18 protein-coding genes are annotated in these 18903 nt (G+C 66.5%); 9 read left to right on the top strand and 9 right to left on the bottom strand.

What is annotated here, in order from left to right; genetic code table 11:
• Position 1: 1 nt before the first annotated feature.
• The 3 genes from ACSQ89_RS19215 to rpoD form a co-directional block, all read right to left on the bottom strand.
• The gene (locus tag ACSQ89_RS19215) at positions 2-1132 is read right to left on the bottom strand and encodes an HPP family protein (RefSeq protein WP_093109883.1); all 1131 of its coding nucleotides are present in this window, start codon (positions 1130-1132) and stop codon (positions 2-4) included.
• Positions 1133-1137: 5 nt separating this feature from the next.
• Entirely contained in the window at positions 1138-2376 is a 1239-nt protein-coding gene (locus ACSQ89_RS19210; protein WP_436291072.1) for a multidrug effflux MFS transporter, read from the bottom strand.
• A 100-nt stretch (positions 2377-2476) separates the two neighbouring features.
• Positions 2477-4726, bottom strand: coding sequence for an RNA polymerase sigma factor RpoD (gene rpoD, locus ACSQ89_RS19205; RefSeq protein WP_436291124.1), 2250 nt, complete (start codon positions 4724-4726; stop codon positions 2477-2479).
• Here rpoD and ACSQ89_RS19200 point away from each other — a divergent pair.
• Complete coding sequence (locus tag ACSQ89_RS19200) at positions 4641-4952, top strand: hypothetical protein (protein WP_436291128.1); 312 nt, start codon at positions 4641-4643, stop codon at positions 4950-4952. The genes rpoD and ACSQ89_RS19200 overlap by 86 nt on opposite strands.
• A 114-nt stretch (positions 4953-5066) precedes the next feature.
• Here ACSQ89_RS19200 and dnaG read toward each other — a convergent pair whose 3' ends face one another.
• Positions 5067-6956 (bottom strand): DNA primase, encoded by a 1890-nt coding sequence (gene dnaG, locus ACSQ89_RS19195; protein WP_436291073.1) that lies wholly within the window; start codon positions 6954-6956, stop codon positions 5067-5069.
• A 90-nt stretch (positions 6957-7046) separates the two neighbouring features.
• Here dnaG and ACSQ89_RS19190 point away from each other — a divergent pair, with 90 nt between their 5' ends.
• Positions 7047-8000: a YihY/virulence factor BrkB family protein gene (locus ACSQ89_RS19190; RefSeq protein WP_436291074.1), complete on the top strand. Its 954-nt coding sequence runs from the start codon at positions 7047-7049 to the stop codon at positions 7998-8000.
• On the opposite strand, the gene ACSQ89_RS19185 is transcribed toward ACSQ89_RS19190, so the two are convergent.
• Together ACSQ89_RS19185 and ACSQ89_RS19180 are read right to left on the bottom strand one after the other, a co-directional pair.
• Entirely contained in the window at positions 7948-8706 is a 759-nt protein-coding gene (locus tag ACSQ89_RS19185) for a 3-hydroxyacyl-CoA dehydrogenase (RefSeq protein WP_436291075.1), read from the bottom strand. The genes ACSQ89_RS19190 and ACSQ89_RS19185 overlap by 53 nt on opposite strands.
• A gap of 105 nt (positions 8707-8811) precedes the next feature.
• A complete protein-coding gene (locus tag ACSQ89_RS19180; protein ID WP_093109878.1) occupies positions 8812-9369 on the bottom strand; it encodes a phasin family protein in 558 nt (185 codons plus the stop codon).
• Between the two features lie 185 nt (positions 9370-9554).
• Between ACSQ89_RS19180 and ACSQ89_RS19175 the strand changes: the two genes are divergently transcribed.
• Positions 9555-10496, top strand: coding sequence for a histone deacetylase family protein (locus tag ACSQ89_RS19175; protein ID WP_436291076.1), 942 nt, complete (start codon positions 9555-9557; stop codon positions 10494-10496).
• Positions 10493-10930: an acyl-CoA thioesterase gene (locus ACSQ89_RS19170; RefSeq protein ID WP_436291077.1), complete on the top strand. Its 438-nt coding sequence runs from the start codon at positions 10493-10495 to the stop codon at positions 10928-10930. The genes ACSQ89_RS19175 and ACSQ89_RS19170 overlap by 4 nt, the downstream gene beginning before the upstream one ends.
• Positions 10931-10990: 60 nt before the next feature.
• Here the strand turns inward: ACSQ89_RS19170 and ACSQ89_RS19165 are convergent, their stop codons facing one another.
• Together ACSQ89_RS19165 and ACSQ89_RS19160 are read right to left on the bottom strand one after the other, a co-directional pair.
• Positions 10991-11407 (bottom strand): hypothetical protein, encoded by a 417-nt coding sequence (locus tag ACSQ89_RS19165; protein ID WP_093109875.1) that lies wholly within the window; start codon positions 11405-11407, stop codon positions 10991-10993.
• 28 nt (positions 11408-11435) lie between these two features.
• Entirely contained in the window at positions 11436-11669 is a 234-nt protein-coding gene (locus ACSQ89_RS19160; RefSeq protein WP_436291078.1) for a CsbD family protein, read from the bottom strand.
• A gap of 186 nt (positions 11670-11855) precedes the next feature.
• Between ACSQ89_RS19160 and pncB the strand changes: the two genes are divergently transcribed.
• The 5 genes from pncB to ACSQ89_RS19135 are packed head-to-tail and all read left to right on the top strand — an operon-like array spanning position 11856 to position 18036.
• Positions 11856-13085: a nicotinate phosphoribosyltransferase gene (pncB, locus tag ACSQ89_RS19155; RefSeq protein ID WP_093109873.1), complete on the top strand. Its 1230-nt coding sequence runs from the start codon at positions 11856-11858 to the stop codon at positions 13083-13085.
• 20 nt (positions 13086-13105) lie between these two features.
• Positions 13106-14494 carry a sodium:proton antiporter gene (locus ACSQ89_RS19150; RefSeq protein WP_436291125.1) on the top strand — a complete coding sequence of 463 codons (1389 nt, stop codon included), beginning with the start codon at positions 13106-13108 and terminating at the stop codon, positions 14492-14494.
• Positions 14495-14496: 2 nt separating this feature from the next.
• Positions 14497-15483, top strand: a complete 987-nt coding sequence (locus ACSQ89_RS19145) for a 2-hydroxyacid dehydrogenase (protein ID WP_436291079.1) — start codon at positions 14497-14499, stop codon at positions 15481-15483.
• A gap of 5 nt (positions 15484-15488) precedes the next feature.
• Complete coding sequence (gene rmuC / locus ACSQ89_RS19140) at positions 15489-16841, top strand: DNA recombination protein RmuC (RefSeq protein WP_436291080.1); 1353 nt, start codon at positions 15489-15491, stop codon at positions 16839-16841.
• Positions 16842-16854: 13 nt separating this feature from the next.
• Positions 16855-18036, top strand: a complete 1182-nt coding sequence (locus ACSQ89_RS19135) for an MFS transporter (protein ID WP_436296343.1) — start codon at positions 16855-16857, stop codon at positions 18034-18036.
• On the opposite strand, the gene ACSQ89_RS19130 is transcribed toward ACSQ89_RS19135, so the two are convergent.
• Positions 18024-18890 carry a TIGR00730 family Rossman fold protein gene (locus ACSQ89_RS19130; protein ID WP_093109868.1) on the bottom strand — a complete coding sequence of 289 codons (867 nt, stop codon included), beginning with the start codon at positions 18888-18890 and terminating at the stop codon, positions 18024-18026. The two genes, ACSQ89_RS19135 and ACSQ89_RS19130, sit on opposite strands and share 13 nt — an antisense overlap.
• Positions 18891-18903 lie beyond the last annotated feature (13 nt).

The following is an 18903-nucleotide window of genomic DNA, read 5'->3' as shown; positions in this document are numbered from 1 at the left end:
CTCAGCTTTCCGGGCCGACGGCGCGGTACAGCGCGCGCACGAAATCGGACTGCGTGATCATGCCGGTGAGCCGCCTTTCACCATCAATGATCGGGATATGGTGGTGGCCGCCCTCGGAGAAGAGCGGCACCAGTTCGACCATCGGCCGCTCCTCGCTCGCCACGCGCACCTGCCGCGTCATGATCTGGCCGACCACCTCGGGCTTGCTCGACATCACGGTTCGCGTCGCGCGGACGAAATCGCGCAGCCGTCCGCCCAGCCCCTCGTGATGCTCCAGGTCGATGTGGCGGAAGAAGTCGGCCTGCGTCACGATGCCGACCACGCGGCGCGTGCGGTCGATCACCGGCAGCGCCTTGATGCGCCGCTGCTGCATCAAGGACCATGCCTCCTGCAGCGGCGTGCCGAACTCGGCGATCACCGGGTCGCGCGACATGATGTCGGCGCAGCGCACGGTGCCGAGGCGGCGCTTGTACGACTCGAGCTCGGTCTGCCGGATCAGCGATTCGAGGTCGTCGCGGCTGATGTCGAGCACCTGGTTGTAGCGCGCGAGCACCGCATCGATGTCGGCCGAGCTGAAGCGCGCATCGGCCTTGGGTTCGCGCGGCGCGAGCTGCACATGCGGGTAGCGCCGGCCGGTCAGGCTGTTGTAGAGCACGCCGGCGAGCACCAGCAGCACGGAGTTGGCCAGCACCGGATAGAGCGAGAAAGGGAAATGCGTCGTGTGGCTCAGCACGGCGAACAGCGCCACCGCGCCGCCGGGCGGGTGCAGGCAGCGCATCGCGAACATCAGCGCGATGGCCAGCGCGGGCGCGAGTGCGCTGGCCCATACCGGGTCCGGCATCCAGCGTGCGCAGGCCACGCCGACGAGCGCCGAGAACGTGTTGCCGGCGATCACGGACCAGGGTTGGGCCAGCGGACTGGCCGGCAGCGCGAACACCAGCACTGCGCTGGCGCCCAGCGGGGCGACCAGCCAGCGGCTGTCGATGGAAGAGCCTGTCATCTGGGAGAGCAGGGCCGTGAGCAGAAGCCCCAGCCCCGCGCCGGCGACGGCGCGCAGCCTTTCGCGTGCGTTGACGTTGGTGCGCGCCGGCAGCCAGGCGCGCGCGAAAGTCCGCAGATCGTCCCAGCGCATCGTCGTCAGGCCACCTCGCCGGCGACCCTGCGCCCGATCTCGGGCCAGCGCCCGTGCAGCCAGACCCAGGCAACCAGGCCCACGCTCATCATGAGGAGCGAGGTCAACGCCAGCGCCAGCGTCGAATGCATCACCAGCGGCGCAATCACGCCGGCCACGATGCCATTGGCGGTCGAGCCGATCACCGCCTGCAGCGAGGAGGCCATGCCGCGGCGCTCGGGATGCAGGTCGAGCACCAGCAGTGTCACCACCGGCACCATCAGCGCCCAGCCGAAGGCGAACACCGCGATGGGCCACAGCGCCCAGGCCGGGTGCGGCGCGAACAAGGCATTGGCTACGACGTTGAGCAGCGAGGTCGCCAGCATGATCACGAAGCCGTCGCGGATCTGCCGCTTGGGCGCGACCTTGCCTGCCATGCGTCCGCTGGCCCAGGCGCCGGCCATGATGCCGCCGATGGTCAGCAGGAAGAACCAGAAGAACTGGGTGGGCGCGAGCGCCAGGTGGTCGCCGAGAAAGGCGGGCGCGGCCAGCACGTAGAGGAACATGCCGTTGAAAGGCACGCCGCTCGCGAGCGCCAGCAGCAGGAAGCGCGGATCGGAGCACAGGTCCCAGTAGCCGCGCATCAGGTGCCGCACCTCGAAGGGTTGGCGCTGGCTCTGGTGCAGCGTTTCGGGCAGCAGCTTCCAATTGGCGGCGAACAGCACCACGCCCACCGCCACCAGGAACCAGAACACGCTGTGCCAGCCCAGGTGCACGAACAGGAAGCCGCCCACGATCGGCGCGATCGCGGGCGCGATGCCGAAATAGATCGTGACCTGGCTCATCACCCGTTGCGCTTCGGCCGGCGGGAACATGTCGCGGATCACGGCGCGCGAGACCACGATGCCGGCGCCGGTCGACAGTCCCTGCAGCGCGCGGAAGAACACCAGCTCGCCGATGGTCTGCGCGAGCGCGCAGCCCAGCGAGGCGATGGTGAACACGGCCAGGCCCCACAGCACCACGGGCCGGCGGCCGAAGCTGTCCGACAGCGCGCCGTGGAACAGGTTCATGAAGGCGAAGCCGAACAGGTAGGCCGACAGCGTCTGCTGCATCTGGGCCGGCGTCGCGCCGATGCTGCTGGCGATGCCCGAGAAGGCCGGGATGTAGGTGTCGATCGAGAACGGACCGAGCATGCCCAGCACCGCCAGCAGCACGGCGAGCGCCCAGCGCGGGGCGTGCCAGAGTTTGTCTGCGTCGGGGTTCATGCGAGAGGTCTCCGTGCTTGCTTGTTGTGCGCGGGAATAGAAAACGCCCGCCGCCGGTGAAGGCAAAGCGGGCGTTCGGGCTCGAAGATCCGCTGAAGGATCAGAGCGTATCAATAAAGCTGCGCAGCTTGTCGGAACGGCTCGGATGCTTCAGCTTGCGCAGCGCCTTGGCTTCGATCTGGCGGATGCGCTCGCGCGTCACGTCGAACTGCTTGCCGACTTCTTCCAGCGTGTGGTCGGTCGACATCTCGATGCCGAAGCGCATGCGCAGCACCTTGGCTTCGCGCGGCGTCAGGCTGTCGAGGATGTCCTTGACCACGTCGCGCAGGCCGGCCTGCATCGCGGCCTCGATGGGCGCCGTGTTGCTGCTGTCCTCGATGAAGTCGCCCAGGTGCGAATCGTCGTCGTCGCCGATGGGGGTTTCCATCGAGATCGGCTCCTTGGCGATCTTCATGATCTTGCGGATCTTGTCTTCCGGGATCTCCATCTTCGCGGCCAGGATGCCGGCGTCGGGCTCGAAGCCGAACTCCTGCAGGTGCTGGCGGCTGATGCGGTTCATCTTGTTGATGGTCTCGATCATGTGCACCGGGATGCGGATGGTGCGCGCCTGGTCGGCGATCGAGCGCGTGATCGCCTGGCGGATCCACCAGGTCGCGTAGGTCGAGAACTTGTAGCCGCGGCGGTATTCGAACTTGTCGACCGCCTTCATCAGGCCGATGTTGCCTTCCTGGATCAGGTCGAGGAACTGCAGGCCGCGGTTGGTGTACTTCTTGGCGATCGAGATCACGAGGCGCAGGTTGGCCTCGATCATTTCCTTCTTGGCATCGCGCGAGGACGATTCGCCTTCGTTCATGCGCTTGTTGATGTCCTTGAGCTCGGCCAGTGGCACCACCACGCGCGACTGGATGTCGGCCAGCTTCTGTTGCAGCTCCTGCACCGGCGGGATGTTGCGTGCCAGCACCGTGCTCCAGGGCTTGCCGGCGGCCGCCTGCTTCTCGACCCACTTGAGGTTGAGCAGGCTGGAGGCCACGCGGTTGCCGTTCTTGTCGTAGCCGCTGAAGTCGCGGATGAACTCTTCCTGCGGGAAGCCGCACTTGTCCACGATGATGCGGCGCAGCTCGCGCTCCTTCTTGCGGACGTCGTCGACCTGCGTGCGCACCAGGTCGCACAGCTTCTCGATCGTGCGGGCCGTGAAGCGGATGGTCATCAGCTCTTCGGACAGCGAATGCTGCGCCTTCTGGTAGGCCGGCGTGCCGTAGCCTTCCTTGTCGTAGATCTTGTGGACCTTCTCGAACAGCGCGGCGATGCGATCGAAGCGCTCCAGCGCGTCGCGCTTGAGTTCCTCGAGCTTCTTGGTCAGCGCCTTGGAGCCGCCCTTGCCGTCGTCGTCGTCTTCCTCGTCGAACTCGTCGAAGTCTTCTTCGGCCACGTAGTCGTCGGCCTCGTTCGGGTTCGAGAAGCCGTCGACGATGGTCGAGATGACGACCTTGCCGTCACGGATCTCCTGGCCCAGGCGCAGGATCTCGGCGATGGTCGCGGGCGAAGCCGAAATGGCTTCCATCATGGCCATCAGGCCGCCCTCGATGCGCTTGGCGATCTCGATTTCGCCTTCGCGCGTCAGCAGCTCGACCGTGCCCATCTCGCGCATGTACATGCGCACGGGGTCGGTGGTGCGGCCGAATTCGCTGTCGACGGTCGAGAGGGCCGCTTCGGCTTCTTCCTCGGCTTCCTCGACCGTGGTCGCCGTCGGCGCGGTGTTGTTTAGCAGCAGGGTTTCGGCGTCCGGCGTCTGCTCGTAGACGGCCACGCCCATGTCGTTGAGCATGGTGACCACGACTTCCATGGTCTCGGCGTCGACCAGCTTGTCGGGCAGGTGGTCGGAGATTTCGCCGTGCGTCAGGTAGCCGCGCGTCTTGCCCAGCGTGATCAGGGTTTTCAGGCGCGAGCGGCGCTTGGCCAGGTCTTCCTCGGAGAGCACGGTCTCGTCGAGGCCGAACTCCTTCATCAAGGCGCGTTCCTTCGCCTTGCTGATCTTCATGCGCAGCGGCTTGACCTTTTCTTCGGTCGTCGCCGCCGGTTCGTCGCCGATCAACTCGTCTTCGATGTCGGACAGGTCGACGTCGCTCGCCGGCGCCTCGTTGCCGGCCTTGGGCTTGCGGCCGCGCTTGGCGCCGCCTGCAGCGGCGGGCGCGCCGGCGGCCTTGGGAGGACGACCGACCTTCTTGGCGGCGGGTTTCGGGGCTTCGGCGATGGGGGTCGATTTCGTGGGCACGGTTTTCACTTTCGTTGCGGCTGTCGCCTTGGACGCGGCGGCATCTGACTTAGTTGCCGCCAGGGCGGCCGCTTTCAACGGTTTTTCTGCAATGGGCTTCTTGGCGGCGGACACGGCAGGCTTCTTTGAACTGGGCATACAACCTCGGTACAACAAGAATGAACAAGCGGAATCACAGGCGCCAACAAGCCGGCGCGGGCGGGAGCACAAACAATGGAGCGAAGAGGAGGCAAATCCTCAAGCACGCTTCAAAAAGGCAAGATGTCGGGCGAACATTTGGTGTGCAGTCCTTGCGGTGTATTGACCCTTTTTCCCGTGGGGAAGTGCGTTGCGCTGGAGGGTCGGCCCGGAGGTGCTGCTGTCGCTCTTGCCGTTTCGCGTATAGCGAAGCCTTAGATTATAGCGCGTTGCGCATTTTTCAAGCAAGGTTCGATCCGGCCTGGAGCCGTGCGCGCAGTTCCAGGCGGCGCGCCTCCAACGCCTTGTACCGCTGCAGGGCACGCGGATCGCTCCCTACGGCGCCAATGGCCTCGCTTTGCTGAGCCTTGAGCAGGTCGTCCAGCATGAAGTCGAGCACGTTGCGCAGTTCCCGGGCGGCATCGGCTGCCTGTTCGCCCTCCGCCTCGCCGATGGGCCCTCCGTCGGGGCTGGTCATGACGCGCTCGGCCAAGGCCTCGAAGGCCGTGCCCCGCATGCCTTCGCGCAGCGCGGCCCAGGGCTGCACGCCGTGCTCGTGCAACTGGCTGTCGAGCCAGGCGAAGAGCTGCCCGTGCTCGCCCGGCAGGTCGCACAGCAGGCCGTGCAGCTCATGGGAAAGCCCCTCCCATTCGACCATGTTCGACAGCAGCAGCCGCGCGGCCACATCCGCCCGGCCGGGCGGCAGCGTGCGGCCGCGGGAGGGCCGCCGGGGGGCGGAAGCGCGGCGGCCCTCCCGCGGCCGGCCGTAGCCCTCGCTTTCGCCCCGCTCGCGAGGCGAGGAGGCCGGGGCGCGTGCGGCAGCCGCCGGCGTCCACAGTTCAGACAGCTCCTGGGTGCTCAACTGGGCCATCTCGGCGATCTCCCCGAGCAGCTGGCGCTTGAGCGCGCCTTCCGGCAACGCGCTCCAGAGCGGCCGCGCATTGCTGGCCATGTGGGCGCGCCCCTCGGCCGTCCCGAGGTCGCAGCCTTCGCGCGCGGCTTCGAGCATGAAGCGGCTCAGCGGCGTGGCTTCGTTCACGAAGCGCGCGAAGGCATCGGCGCCGAACTCGCGGATGAAGCTGTCGGGGTCGTGCTCGGCCGGCAGAAACAAGAATTTGACGCTGCGCACATCGCTGGCATAGGGCAGGGCGCCGTCGAGCGCCTTGCGGGCGGCGCGCCGGCCGGCCGCGTCGCCGTCGAAGCTGAACACGACCGATTCGGTGAAGCGGAACAGCTTTTGAACGTGTTCCGGCGTACAGGCGGTGCCCAGCGTCGCGACCGCGTTCGGAAAGCCCAGCTGCGCCAGCGCCACCACGTCCATGTAGCCCTCGGTCACGAGCGCGTAGCCGCGTTCGCGGAAGGCGGCGCGGGCTTCGTAGAGGCCGTAGAGCTCGCGGCCCTTGCTGAACACCGGGGTCTCGGGCGAGTTGAGGTATTTGGGCTTCTCGTCGCCGAGCACTCGCCCGCCGAAGCCGATGCACTCGCCCTTGACGTTGCGGATCGGGAACATCACGCGGTCGCGGAAGCGGTCGTAGCGCTTGCCGTCGCCGTTGTCGTCCGGCTCGCCGGCGATCACCAGCCCGCTCTCGGCGAGCAGCGGATCGTCGTAGTCGGGGAACACGCCGGCCAGCGTGCGCCAGCCCGCGGGGGCGTAGCCGATGCCGAACTGCCGGGCGATCTCGCCCGAGACGCCGCGACCCTTGAGGTAGTCGATGGCCGCGGGCGACTGGCGCAGCTGCTTCTTGTAGGCGTCGCCGGCCTTCTCGAGCACCTCGGACAGGGTGGCCTGCTTCTGGCGCTGGCCGGCAGCGCGGGCGCGCTCCTCGGGCGAGGCGTCGTCCTCGGGCACCTGCAGGCCGTACTGGCCGGCCAGGTCGTGCACCGCCTCGACGAAGCCCATGCCGGCGTGCTCCATCAGGAAGCCGATGGCGTTGCCGTGCACTCCGCAGCCGAAGCAGTGATAGAACTGCTTGGTGGGGCTGACCGAGAACGAAGGCGACTTCTCGCCATGGAACGGGCACAGGCCCATGAAGTTGGCGCCGGCCTTCTTCAACTGGACATAGCGGCCGACGATTTCCACCACGTCGGCGCGCGCGATCAGTTCCTGGATGAAAGAGGCGGGGATGGTCATGTAGGCGGAGAGCGGCAAATCATACGCAAGACCTCATGCCACCGCGGGCCGGCGGCATACTGGTCGCTTCGAATCCCGCGCCGCATCCGCATGATTCGCCACACCGTCCGCCACGCAGTGCCCTTGCTGCGCCATCCCCTCCGGTTCGCCTGGGAGGCGCTCAAGGCCTTCCGGGCCAACCAGGGCCTGCTGCTGGCCGGCGCGGTCGCCTACTACGCGCTGCTGTCGATCGTGCCGCTCCTGATCGTGAGCGTGATCGCGCTGTCGCATTTCATCGACCAGGGAGAACTGCTGAGCGCGGTCGGACGCTATCTGGAGTGGCTGTTGCCGGGCCAGTCGCGGGCCATCGTCGCCGAGCTGTCGAACTTCCTGGCCCATCGGGACGTGCTGGGGCCGGTGCTGCTGGTGACGATGATCTTTTTCAGCTCGCTCGCCTTCACCGTGCTGGAAAGTGCCATGGCGGTGATCTTCCACCACCGCAAGGCCGACCATTCCCGCCACTTCCTGATCTCTGCGGTGATGCCCTACATCTACATCCTGTGCCTGTGCGTCGGGCTGCTGCTGGTGACGCTGGTGTCCGGCGCGCTGCAGGTGATCGGGCAGGAAAGCGTCGAGCTTTTCGGCCGCAGCTGGTCGCTGTCGGGCGTGTCGGGGGTGCTGCTGTACCTGCTCGGGCTGGGCGGCGAGATCTTCATGCTGACCTCCCTCTACCTGGTGATGCCGGTGGGGCGGCTGCGGCTGCGGCACGCGCTGCTGGGCGGCGTGACTGCGGCGCTGCTGTGGGAGATCACGCGCCGCGTGCTGGTGCTCTACTTCGCCACGCTGTCGCAGGTGAACGTGGTCTACGGCTCGCTGACCACCGCGATCGTGGTGCTGCTGAGCCTGGAGATCGCCGCCACGCTGGTGCTGTTCGGTGCCCAGGTGATCGCGCAGTACGAGCGGCTGGAGCGCACCGGCAACGCGACTCCGCTGCCGGCCGAGATCGCGAAAGTCAGCGCGGCGCCAGCCGAATCGCCCCGTCGAGCCGGATCACCTCGCCGTTGAGCATGTCGTTCTCGATGATGTGCTTGGCGAGCTTCGCGTAGTCCTCGGGCGTGCCGAGGCGCGAGGGGAAGGGCACGCTGGCGGCCAGCGCATCCTGCACCTCCTGCGGCATCCCGAACAGCATCGGCGTGCCGAAGATGCCGGGTGCGATCGTCATGTTGCGGATGCCGTTGCGCGCCAGGTCGCGTGCGATCGGCAGCGTCATTGCGACCACGCCGCCCTTGGAGGCGCTGTAGGCGGCCTGGCCGATCTGGCCGTCGTAGGCCGCGACCGAGGCGGTCGAGATCAGCACGCCGCGCTCGCCTGTGGCCTCGGGCTCGTTCTTGCTCATGGCGTCGGCCGCCAGCCGGATCATGTTGAAGCTGCCGATCAGGTTGACCGTGACGGTCTTGCTGAACACGGCGAGCGCGTGCGGCCCGGTCTTGCCGACGGTTTTTTCGGCCGGCGCGATGCCTGCGCAGTTGATCAGCCCCATCAGCTTGCCCAGCTTCTGGGCGGCAGCCACCACGGCCTGGCCGTCGGCCTCCTGGCTCACGTCGCACTTGACGAAAGTGCCGCCGATTTCCTTGGCGACCGCTTCGCCCATGTCGGCCTGCATGTCGGCGATGACCACCTTGGCGCCGTTCGCCGCCAGCATGCGTGCGGTGCCTTCGCCGAGGCCCGAAGCGCCGCCGGTGACGATGAAAACCTTGCCGTCGATCTGCATGGGATGTCTCCTGAAAAAACGTTGCCGGCGATCATAGAGCGCAAAAAAAAAGCCCCGTCCGAGAACAGGGCCCTGAATTGGATCCCGAAGGACCCAAGGAGACAATCAGCGCTTGCGGGAAGCGGTTTGAGCGGTGCTCTTGGCAGCGTTCACGGCCGTGGTCGAAACGGCCTGGAAGTTGGCTTCGGCGACGTCGGACGCTTGCTTGACGGCCTTCTGGACCGATTCGAAAGCGTTGTTGGCAGCAGCCACGGCGCTCTTCATCACGGCGACGGCGGTTTCCGAACCGGCGGGGGCGTTCTTGGCAGCGCTGTCGACCAGGCCGACGAAGGCTTGCTGGGCTTCAGCAGCCTTCACTTCGAAAGCCTTGGTGAACTCGGCGCCGGTGCCTTGGGCGATGTCATACAGGTGACGGCTGTAGGCAGCGGTCTTCTCGGCGAGGGGCTGGAACAGGCCGGCTTGCAGGGCGAGCAGCTCTTGCGCGTCCTTGACGCTGAGAATCGCTTGCGTGGTGCCGGCGGCTTCGACCAGCGCAGCCTTGGAGGCGGTCACGTTCAGTTCGACCAGCTTCTCGACGCCTTCGAAGGCCTTGGTGGTCAGGCCGAACAGGGTTTCGAGGTTGGCTTTGTGGGAAGCGATGAGTTGGTCAGCGGTCAGTGCCATGTGGATGCTCCAGTTGATGAATGAAAGAGGTCGGTCGCGGATGAGCTGCCCCTCTTTATTTTGTTGCGGTGCAGCATGGCCTGAAGTATAGGCAGCCAAGCGTTTCGATCAAGTGAAAATTTGTTGCCATGCAGCAATTTAGAACGCGCTTTCTAAAAGGCAGAGGCGCCGCCGACAATGTTCCGATGCGTGCGTTTTACTCAGGCCATTTCGTGCTGCCGCTTCCCAGCGGCCACCGGTTTCCGATGGGGAAGTACGCGCTGCTGCGTGAGCGGCTCCAGCAGCATTTGCCCGCAGTGCAGATGTTCGAGGCACCGCGCGCCAGCGACGGCGAACTGGCGCTGGCCCACACGCCGCAATGGATTGCCGCCATCAGCGACGGCAGTGTCGATGCGCAGGCCATGCGCGAAATCGGTTTTCCATGGAGCGAGGCGATGGCAGAGCGCTCGCGCCGATCGGCCGGCGCCACCATCGCCGCCTGCCGGGCGGCCCTGGCGGAAGGCATCTCGGCCAACATGGCCGGCGGTACCCACCATGCGAGCGCGGACAGGGGCGGGGGTTTCTGCGTCTTCAACGATGCGGCGGTCTCCGCGCGGCTCATGCAGGCGGAGCACGGCAGGCGGGGGCGCCTGCCTTTCCGGGTGGCGGTGATCGACCTCGACGTGCACCAGGGCAACGGCACCGCGCGCATCTTCCGAGAGGATCCGAGCGTGTTCACGCTGTCGATGCATGGGCAGAAGAACTTCCCGTTCCACAAGGAGGCGAGCGATCTCGACGTCGAACTGCCCGACGGCTGCGGCGATGCCGAGTACCTGGCAGCGCTCGAGCACGCGCTCGACGAACTCGACCGGCGCTTCTCGCCCGGCCTCGTGATCTACCTCGCGGGCGCCGATCCCTTCGAGCGCGACCGGCTGGGACGCCTCAAGCTGAGCTTCGATGGCCTGGAGGCGCGCGACCGGCGCGTGTTCGACTTTGCCTGGCAGCGCCGGATTCCGCTCGCGTTCGCGATGGCCGGCGGCTATGCGAGCGACATTGCGGAGACCGTGCAGGTGCAGCTCGGCACCTTCCGCGTGGCCTTCGACTACTGGCGGCGGTGGCAGAATGCCGCGCCGAGATCGCACCCATGAGCGCCAGACCCACGCCCCACCACCGCAGCAGCTACCGCGCCTTTCGCAGCATCCCGACGCGCTGGGCCGACAACGACATGTACGGCCATGTCAACAACGTCGTCTACTACGGCTGGTTCGACACCGCCGTCAATGCGCTCCTGATCGAGCGCGGCGCGCTCGACATCCATGGCGGCGACACCATCGGTTTCGTGGTCGAAACCCAGTGCAACTACTTTGCGCCGCTCGCGTTCCCGCAGACGGTGGAGGCGGGCGTCAGGGTCGCGCATGCGGGCGGCTCCAGCGTGCGCTACGAAATCGCGTTGTTCGCCGAGGGGGCCGAGACCGCGGCAGCGCAGGGCCACTTCATCCACGTGTACGTCGACCGGGCGACGCAACGTCCGGTCAAGCTGCCGGCGGCGCTGCTGGCTGTGGTCGACGAACTGCGCGTCTGAGTCGCCCAAAGAAAAGCGGCGTCCGCAGACGCCGCTCGGCCCGGCAACCGGCTTGAAGGCTTATTGCATCTTGGCGGGCTTCGCCATCGCGCGGATGTCGGCCTTGCCCTTGGCTTCCTCGGCCTTGGCTTCCTTCTCGCAAGCGTTCTTGGCGGCGCCCTTCTGGTCGTCGCACTTTTCCTTCGCGACTTCGTAGCTCGCCTTCACCTTCTCTTCAGCTACCTTGCGGGAATTGCTCTCGCTGGGCTTGAACTGCTGTTCGAGTTCCGCCTTGGCAACGTTCTGCTTGCCCTTGGCTTCCTTCCCGCAGACGTCCTTGGCGTTGTCCTTCATGGCATCGCACTTGGTCTTGTCGACCTTGTAGTCGGCTTCGATCTTTTCCTTGGCGACCTTGTACTCGTCCTGGCTCATCGCACCGGCTTGCGTTGCGACAAGGCAGGAGGATGCGATCGCGAGCATGAGCAGATGTTTTTTCATGGGATGTACTCCTTTGGTGTTATCGAACTCAATACTTCTCGAACCACAGCGCAGCGGGCGTGCGGCCATCGCGCGTCTCCCATTCGCCAACTTGCTTCTCGGCCTCTTCCCTGCTGATGCCGTGCCGCTCCTGAATGCGCCCCAGCAGCTGGTCGCGCTTGCCGGCGATGACGTCGAAGTCATCGTCGGTGAGCTTGCCCCACTGCTCCTTCACCTTGCCTTTGAGCTGTTTCCAGTTGCCTTCGACGGTGTCCTTGTTCATCGACGTATCTCCTTCAGATAAGCGGGTTTTGTCGCCTGCCCGAATGCTTGTGGCCGGCGTGAAATGACTCTGGCGTGGGGGGGTGGATCGAACGGTAGGACGCTCGGGGAAGGGGCCGTAGGCACATGCCGACGCGGCCCGTGATAATCGACCGCACGCCGAACCCGGACACCAGCGCGCCGCACCATGATCATTCAAAGCCTGCTCGACACCGACCTCTACAAGTTCACGATGATGCAGGTCGTGCTGCATCACTTTCCGGGCGCCCGCGTCGAGTACCGCTTCAAGTGCCGCAACCCCGGCGTCGACCTGGCGCAGTTCGCGGCCCAGATCCGCGAAGAGGTCCGCCATCTCTGCTCGCTCCAGTTCAGGGATCCCGAACTGAGCTACCTGCGCTCCATGCGCTTCATCAAGAGCGACTTCGTCGACTTTCTCGGCCTGTTCCGCCTGAACGAGAAGTACATCAAGATCATCCCGCAGGCCTCGGGCGAGCTCGACATCCGCATCGAGGGGCCGTGGCTGCACACCATCCTGTTCGAGATCCCGGTGCTGGCGATCGTCAACGAGGTCTACTTCCGCAACAGGCAACCGAAGCCGGACATTGCCGAAGGGCGCCGGCGCCTCGAAACCAAGATCGAGCAGCTGCAGGCGGCAGGCCTCGAGGACCTCAAGATCGCCGACTACGGCACGCGCCGGCGCTTCTCCAATGACTGGCACGAGGAAGTGCTGCGCACGCTCGCTACCAGGCTTGGCGCCGTCAGCTCGCCGCCGCAGCGGGCCGCCAAGCTGCCGCAGCTCGCCGGCACCAGCAATGTGCTGTACGCCATGAAGCTCGGACTGATCCCGCTGGGCACCATGGCGCACGAATACCTCCAGGCCTGCCAGGCGCTCGGGCCCCGCCTGCGCGACAGCCAGGTCTTCGGTTTCGAGTCGTGGGCGCGCGAATACCGCGGCGACCTCGGCATCGCGCTGTCGGACGTCTACGGCATGAGCGCGTTCCTGCGCGACTTCGACCTGTACTTCTGCAAGCTGTTCGACGGCGCGCGCCATGACAGCGGCGACCCCTTCCAGTGGGGCGAGCGCATGCTGGCCCACTACATTGCGAATCGCGTCGATCCGCGCACCAAAACCCTGATCTTCAGCGACAGCCTCACCGTGCCGCGAACCATCGAGCTCTACCAGCAGTTCCGGGGCCGCTGCCAGCTGGCCTTCGGCATCGGCACCAACCTCACCAACGACCTGGGCTACGAGCCGCTGCAGATCGTGATCAAGATGGTCCGCTGCAACGACCAGCCGGTGGCCAAGCTGTCCGACACGCCTTCCAAGAACATGTGCGACGACGAGAGGTATCTGGCCTATCTGCGGCAGGTGTTCGAGATTGCCCAGCCTGCCGAGCGGCCTGGCTCGGCGCGGTGAGAGGCGTTCTGCACCGGCCGATGGCCATCGCGCTGCTGGCGCTGGCCCCCGCAACGAGCTTCGCTGCCGATTTCGACGGCAGCGTGCTGTCGCCCCTGTGGGGCCTGCCTTTCGCCGGCATCCTGCTGTCGATCGCGCTGATGCCGCTGCTGGCGCCGTCGTTCTGGCACCACCACTACGGCAAGGTTTCTGCCGGCTGGGCGCTGGCCTTCCTGCTGCCTTTTGCCGTGATCTACGGCGTCGCGCTGGCGGGGGCGCAGTTCGTCCATGCGCTGCTGGCCGAGTACATCCCGTTCGTCATCCTGCTCACCGCGCTGTTCGCCGTGGCCGGCGGCATCCATGTGCGCGGCAACCTGCACGGTGCGCCGGGGCTGAACACGGCGATCCTCGCCATCGGGGCGGTGCTCGCGAGCCTCATGGGCACGACCGGCGCCTCCATGCTGCTGATCCGCCCGCTGATCCGCGCCAACGACAACCGCCTGCACAGGGCTCATGTGATCGTGTTCTTCATCTTCATCGTGTCGAACGTCGGCGGCTCGCTGACGCCGCTGGGCGATCCGCCGCTGTTCCTGGGTTTTCTCAAGGGCGTGGACTTCTTCTGGACCGCACAGAACATCCTTGCCGACACGCTGTTCATCGTCGGCATCCTGCTCGCGTTGTTCTATGCGATCGACACCTGGTACTACCGCAAGGAAGGCGTGTTGACGATCGACCCCACGCCCGACACGCGCAAGATCGGCTTCGACGGCGCGGTCAACTTCTGGCTGTTGGCGGGCGTGATCTTCTTCGTGCTGCTCAGCGGCTTCTGGAAGTCGCCCGTCAGCTTCGACGTCCACGGCACCGAGGTCGGCCTGCCGGGCCTCGTGCGCGATGCGGGCCTGATCGCGATCACGCTGCTCTCGCTGAAGATCACGGCGCCCCAGGTGCACGCCGCCAACCAGTTCGCCTGGGAGCCGATGGCCGAGGTCGCCAAGCTGTTCGCCGGCATCTTCCTGACCATCATCCCGGTGATCGCGATGCTCAAGGCGGGCGTGAATGGACCCTTCGGCGCAGTCGTCTCCGCCGTGACCCGCCCCGACGGCCAGCCCGATCCGGCGATGTACTTCTGGGGCACCGGCGTGCTGAGCTCTTTCCTGGACAATGCACCCACCTACCTGGTGTTCTTCAATACCGCCGGCGGCGATCCGCAGGCGCTGATGACCACCTACGCCACCACGCTGGCCGCCATCTCGGCGGGCGCCGTGTTCATGGGCGCCAACACCTACATCGGCAACGCGCCCAACCTGATGGTCAAGGCCATCGCGGAAAGCCGCGGCGTGCGCATGCCGAGCTTCTTCGGCTACATGCTGTGGTCGGGTGCCATCCTGGTGCCGCTGTTCGTCGTCTCCACCTTCATCTTCTTCCGTTGATCATGAGCAAACCCAAAATCCTTGTTGCACGTTCGATCTTTCCCGAGACCATCGCACGCCTCGAAGAACACTTCGAGGTCGAGTCCAACCAGGGCGACCAGAGCTGGAGCAAGACCCAGCTGATCGACAAGCTCAAGGGCAAGCAGGGCGCCTTCACCACCGGCAGCGAGCGCATCGATGCCGAGGTGCTTGCGGCCTGCCCCGAGCTGAAGATCTGCGCCAACATGGCGGTGGGCTACAACAACTTCGACGTCGATGCGATGACCGCGTGCGGCGTGCTCGCCACCAACGCGCCGGACGTGCTGACCGAGACCACGGCCGACTTCGGCTTCGCGCTGCTGATGGCCACCGCGCGCCGCATCACCGAGAGCGAACATTTCCTGCGCGCAGGCAAGTGGGAGAAGTGGAGCTACGACATGTTCGCCGGCTCCGACATCCACGGCGCCACGCTCGGCATCGTCGGCATGGGGCGCATCGGGCAGGGCATCGCGCGTCGCGGTGCCTTGGGCTTCGGCATGAAGGTGATCTATCACAACCGTTCGCGGCTCGATGCGAAGCTCGAAGCCGAATGCAAGGCCAGCTACGTGAGCAAGGAAGAGCTGCTCAAGACCGCCGACCACGTCGTGCTGGTGGTGCCCTACACGCCGGCCTCGCACCACACCATCGGCGCCGCCGAGCTCGCGCTGATGAAGCCGACGGCCACGCTGGTGAACATCGCGCGCGGCGGCATCGTCGACGACGCGGCGCTCGCCGCTGCCTTGCGCGACAAGCGCATCGCCGCGGCGGGACTCGACGTGTTCGAGGGCGAACCCAAGGTGCATCCCGAACTGCTCCAGGTTCCGAACGTCGTGCTCACGCCGCATATCGCGAGCGCCACCGTGCCGACGCGGCGCGCGATGGCCGATCTGGCGGTGGACAACCTGATCGGCTTCCTGGTCCACAACAAGCCGGTGACGCCGCTCAACCCTGCAGTGCTTGCGAGCAAGTAGACGCAATGCCCCCGTTGGAACCCTGGATCCTACTGGCCCTCGCGGCCCTGACTTTCATCCTCGTCGTCTGGCTGCTGCTGCGCAAGCCGCCGGCGCTCGACCACAGCACGCTGATCGCCACGCTGGGCGCGGCCAACGAACGCATCGAACGCGAGCTGCGCCACGAGATCGGCGAGTCCTCGCGCGGCGCGCGGCAGGAGACTGCCCAGTCCTTCGCGACCTTTCAGCAGGCGCTGGTGCAGCAGAGCGCTGAAGCCACGCGCACACAGAACGCCCAGATCGATGCCTTCGCGCAGCAACTCACGCTGCTGCAGAAGAGCTTGGCTGACACGCTCAATACCCAGCTGCAGGGCCTTTCCGAGTCGAATGCACGGCGGCTTGCCGAAGTCCGCGCCACCATGGAAACCCAGCTCGCGCAACTCCAGCAGAGCAACACCGCCAAGCTCGACGAGATGCGCAAGACAGTCGACGAGAAGCTGCAAAGCACGCTCGAGGCGCGCCTGGGCGAGAGCTTCAAGCAGGTGGCCGACCGGCTCGAACAGGTGCACAAGGGCCTGGGCGAGATGCAGACCCTCGCGGTCGGCGTCGGCAGCCTGCAGCGCGTGCTGACCAACGTGAAGACGCGCGGCGTGTTCGGCGAAGTGCAGCTCGAGGCCCTGCTCGAGCAGGTGCTCACGCCGGACCAGTATGCGAAGCAGGTCGAGACCAAGCCGCGCAGCGGGCAGCGCGTGGACTTCGCGATCCGCTTTCCGGGCCGCGGCGGCGACGGCGCGCCGGTCTGGCTGCCGATCGATGCCAAGTTCCCGCGCGACGACTACGAGCGGCTGCTCGATGCCCACGAGCGCGTCGACCCTGGCGCCGCCGATCTCGCGGCCAAGGCGCTGGAGGCGCGCATCCGCAGCGAGGCGCGATCGATCGCCGAGAACTACCTGGCCGCGCCGCACACCACCGACTTCGCGATCCTGTTCCTGCCGGTGGAGAGCCTGTATGCCGAGGTGCTGCGCCGCCCCGGATTGATGGACGCGATCCAGCGCCAGCACCGCGTGACGCTGGCCGGCCCGACCACGCTGCTGGCCATGCTCAACAGCCTGCATATGGGCTTCCGCACGCTGGCGCTGGAGCAGCAGGCTTCCGAAGTGTGGAAGGTGCTCGGCGCGGTCAAGACCGAGTTCGAGCGCTATGGCGAATGGGTCGCGCGCATCAAGGAGCAGGTGGCCAAGGCCTCCGACACGCTCGACAAGGCCGACACGCGCGCCAAGCAGATGCGCCTGGCGCTGCGCAAGGTGGAGGCGCTGCCCGAGGCGCAGTCGCAGGCCTTGCTGCCATCGCCCGAAGACACCGACGACGGAGCCCCGTGAGCCCCAAGACTGCATGACCCCGGAGCTGCTGAAGCTCATCGCGGCCCAGATCTGTTTGCATGCGGCAATGACCGGCCTGCGCTTGGCGGGCCCCTTGCTCGCGCTCCAGCAGGGCTACAGCGCGGCGGCGGTGGGCCTGCTGATCGCGCTGTTCGCGCTCACGCAGGTTTTTCTGGCGCTCCCGGCCGGTCGCTTTGCCGACCGGCATGGGCTCAAGCGGCCGCTGATGCTGTCGGTGATCGCCGCCTCCGTGGGCACGGCGCTCGTGGCCGTCGTTCCGTGGTTTTCGGTGATGTGCCTCGCGGCGCTGATGACCGGCGGCGCCACCGGTGCGGCCGTCATCGCGCTGCAGCGCCATGTCGGACGGGCCGCGGCCGATCCGGTGCAGCTCAAGAAGGTGTTCAGCTGGCTCGCGATCGCGCCGGCCGTGGCCAACTTCGTGGGGCCCTTCTGCGCCGGATTGCTGATCGATCATGCAGGCCGAACCCCGGCCGACCTGCCAGGCTTTCGCATCGCATTCGCGGCGCTGGCGCTCTTGCCGCTTGCGGGCTGGTTCCTTGCGCGCAAGACCCCCGAGCTGCCGCGCGTGTCCTTGCCGGCCGGCGGCGCCAGGCCGCGCGCCTGGGATCTGTTGCGCGAGTCGATGTTCCGGCGCCTGCTGTTCGTGAACTGGCTGCAGTCTTCGGCCTGGGACGTGCATGCCTTCGTGCTGCCCATCCTCGGCCACGAGCGCGGGCTGGGCGCTTCGGTGATCGGCTCGATCCTCGGCGCCTTCGCGATCGCGGCCGCGGTGATACGGATCGTGCTGCCGCTCGTGGCCTCGCGTGCGTCGGAGCGCAGCGTGATTGCCGCGTCGACGGTTGTCACCGCGCTGGTGTTCGCGGTCTATCCGCTGTTGTCGTCGGCGCTGGCGATGGGCGTGTGCTCGGTGGTACTGGGCTTCGCGCTCGGCGCCGTGCAGCCGATGGTGATGAGCATGCTGCACCAGATCACCCCGCACGCACGCCACGGCGAAGCGCTCGGGCTGCGGCTCATGGTCATCAATGCCTCGAGCGTCGCGATGCCGATGCTGTTCGGCTCGGTCGGTGCGCTGATCGGCGTCGCGGGCGTGTTCTGGCTGGTCGGCGGGGCGGTGGCCCTGGGCGCGCGAGCGGTGTGGGGCTTGCAACTGCCCCGGCACGATCAGAGCTTGTAGAAGCGCTTGATCGCGTCCCAGGCGTCCTGCGGCGCGTCCACGTACTCGATCAGCTTCACGTCCTCGGGCGAGATCACGCCCTCCTCGGCCAGGAAGTCGAAATTGATCAGCTGCTTCCAGTAGTCCGAGCCGAAGAGCACGATCGGCACCGGCTTGGCCTTGCGCGTCTGCACCAGCGTGATCACCTCGAACAGTTCGTCCAGGGTGCCGAAACCGCCCGGAAACGCGACCAGCGCCTTCGCCCGCATCATGAAATGCATCTTGCGGATCGCGAAGTAATGGAACTTGAAGCTGAGCGCCGGCGTGACGTAGGGATTGGCTTCCTCTTCCATCGGCAATGCGATCGCAAGACCGACCGAGAGCCCGCCGCCTTCGTAGGCGCCACGGTTGGCGGCCTGCATGATGCCGGGGCCGCCGCCGGTGCAGACGAAGAGCTTGTCCGCCGGATCCTTGTCGTCGCTGTACTGTGCGACCAGCTTGCCGAAGGCGCGCGCCTTCTCGTAGTAATGGGAGCTGCGCGCCAGCCTGCGCCAGCGGGCCGCCGCCACCGCGTCGCCGGCGGCATCGGCCTGGGCGATCAGGGCACCGGATTCCTCCTCGCTGCGAAAGCGGGCGCTGCCGAACACCACCACCGTGTTCTCGATGCCGTGCGCGCGCATCTCGAGGTCGGGTTTCATCAGCTCGAGCTGCATGCGCAGCCCGCGCGTTTCGCGGCGCAGCAGGAACTCGGGGTCGGCAAAGGCGAGGCGCGAAGGATCGGAATGGAGGGGAAGGCCCTTGTCGGCGTGGGACTGAAGGGTGGCCCAGGCGTCGGCGAGGCGTTTGTCGTGGAGGTCGTGCGTGCTGTTGTGCATGGTCTGGCGAAGG

This window comes from Variovorax sp. LjRoot175 (genome assembly GCF_964253805.1).
Lineage (GTDB): Bacteria > Pseudomonadota > Gammaproteobacteria > Burkholderiales > Burkholderiaceae_C > Variovorax.
This window is presented reverse-complemented; position numbering and strand designations above follow the sequence as displayed.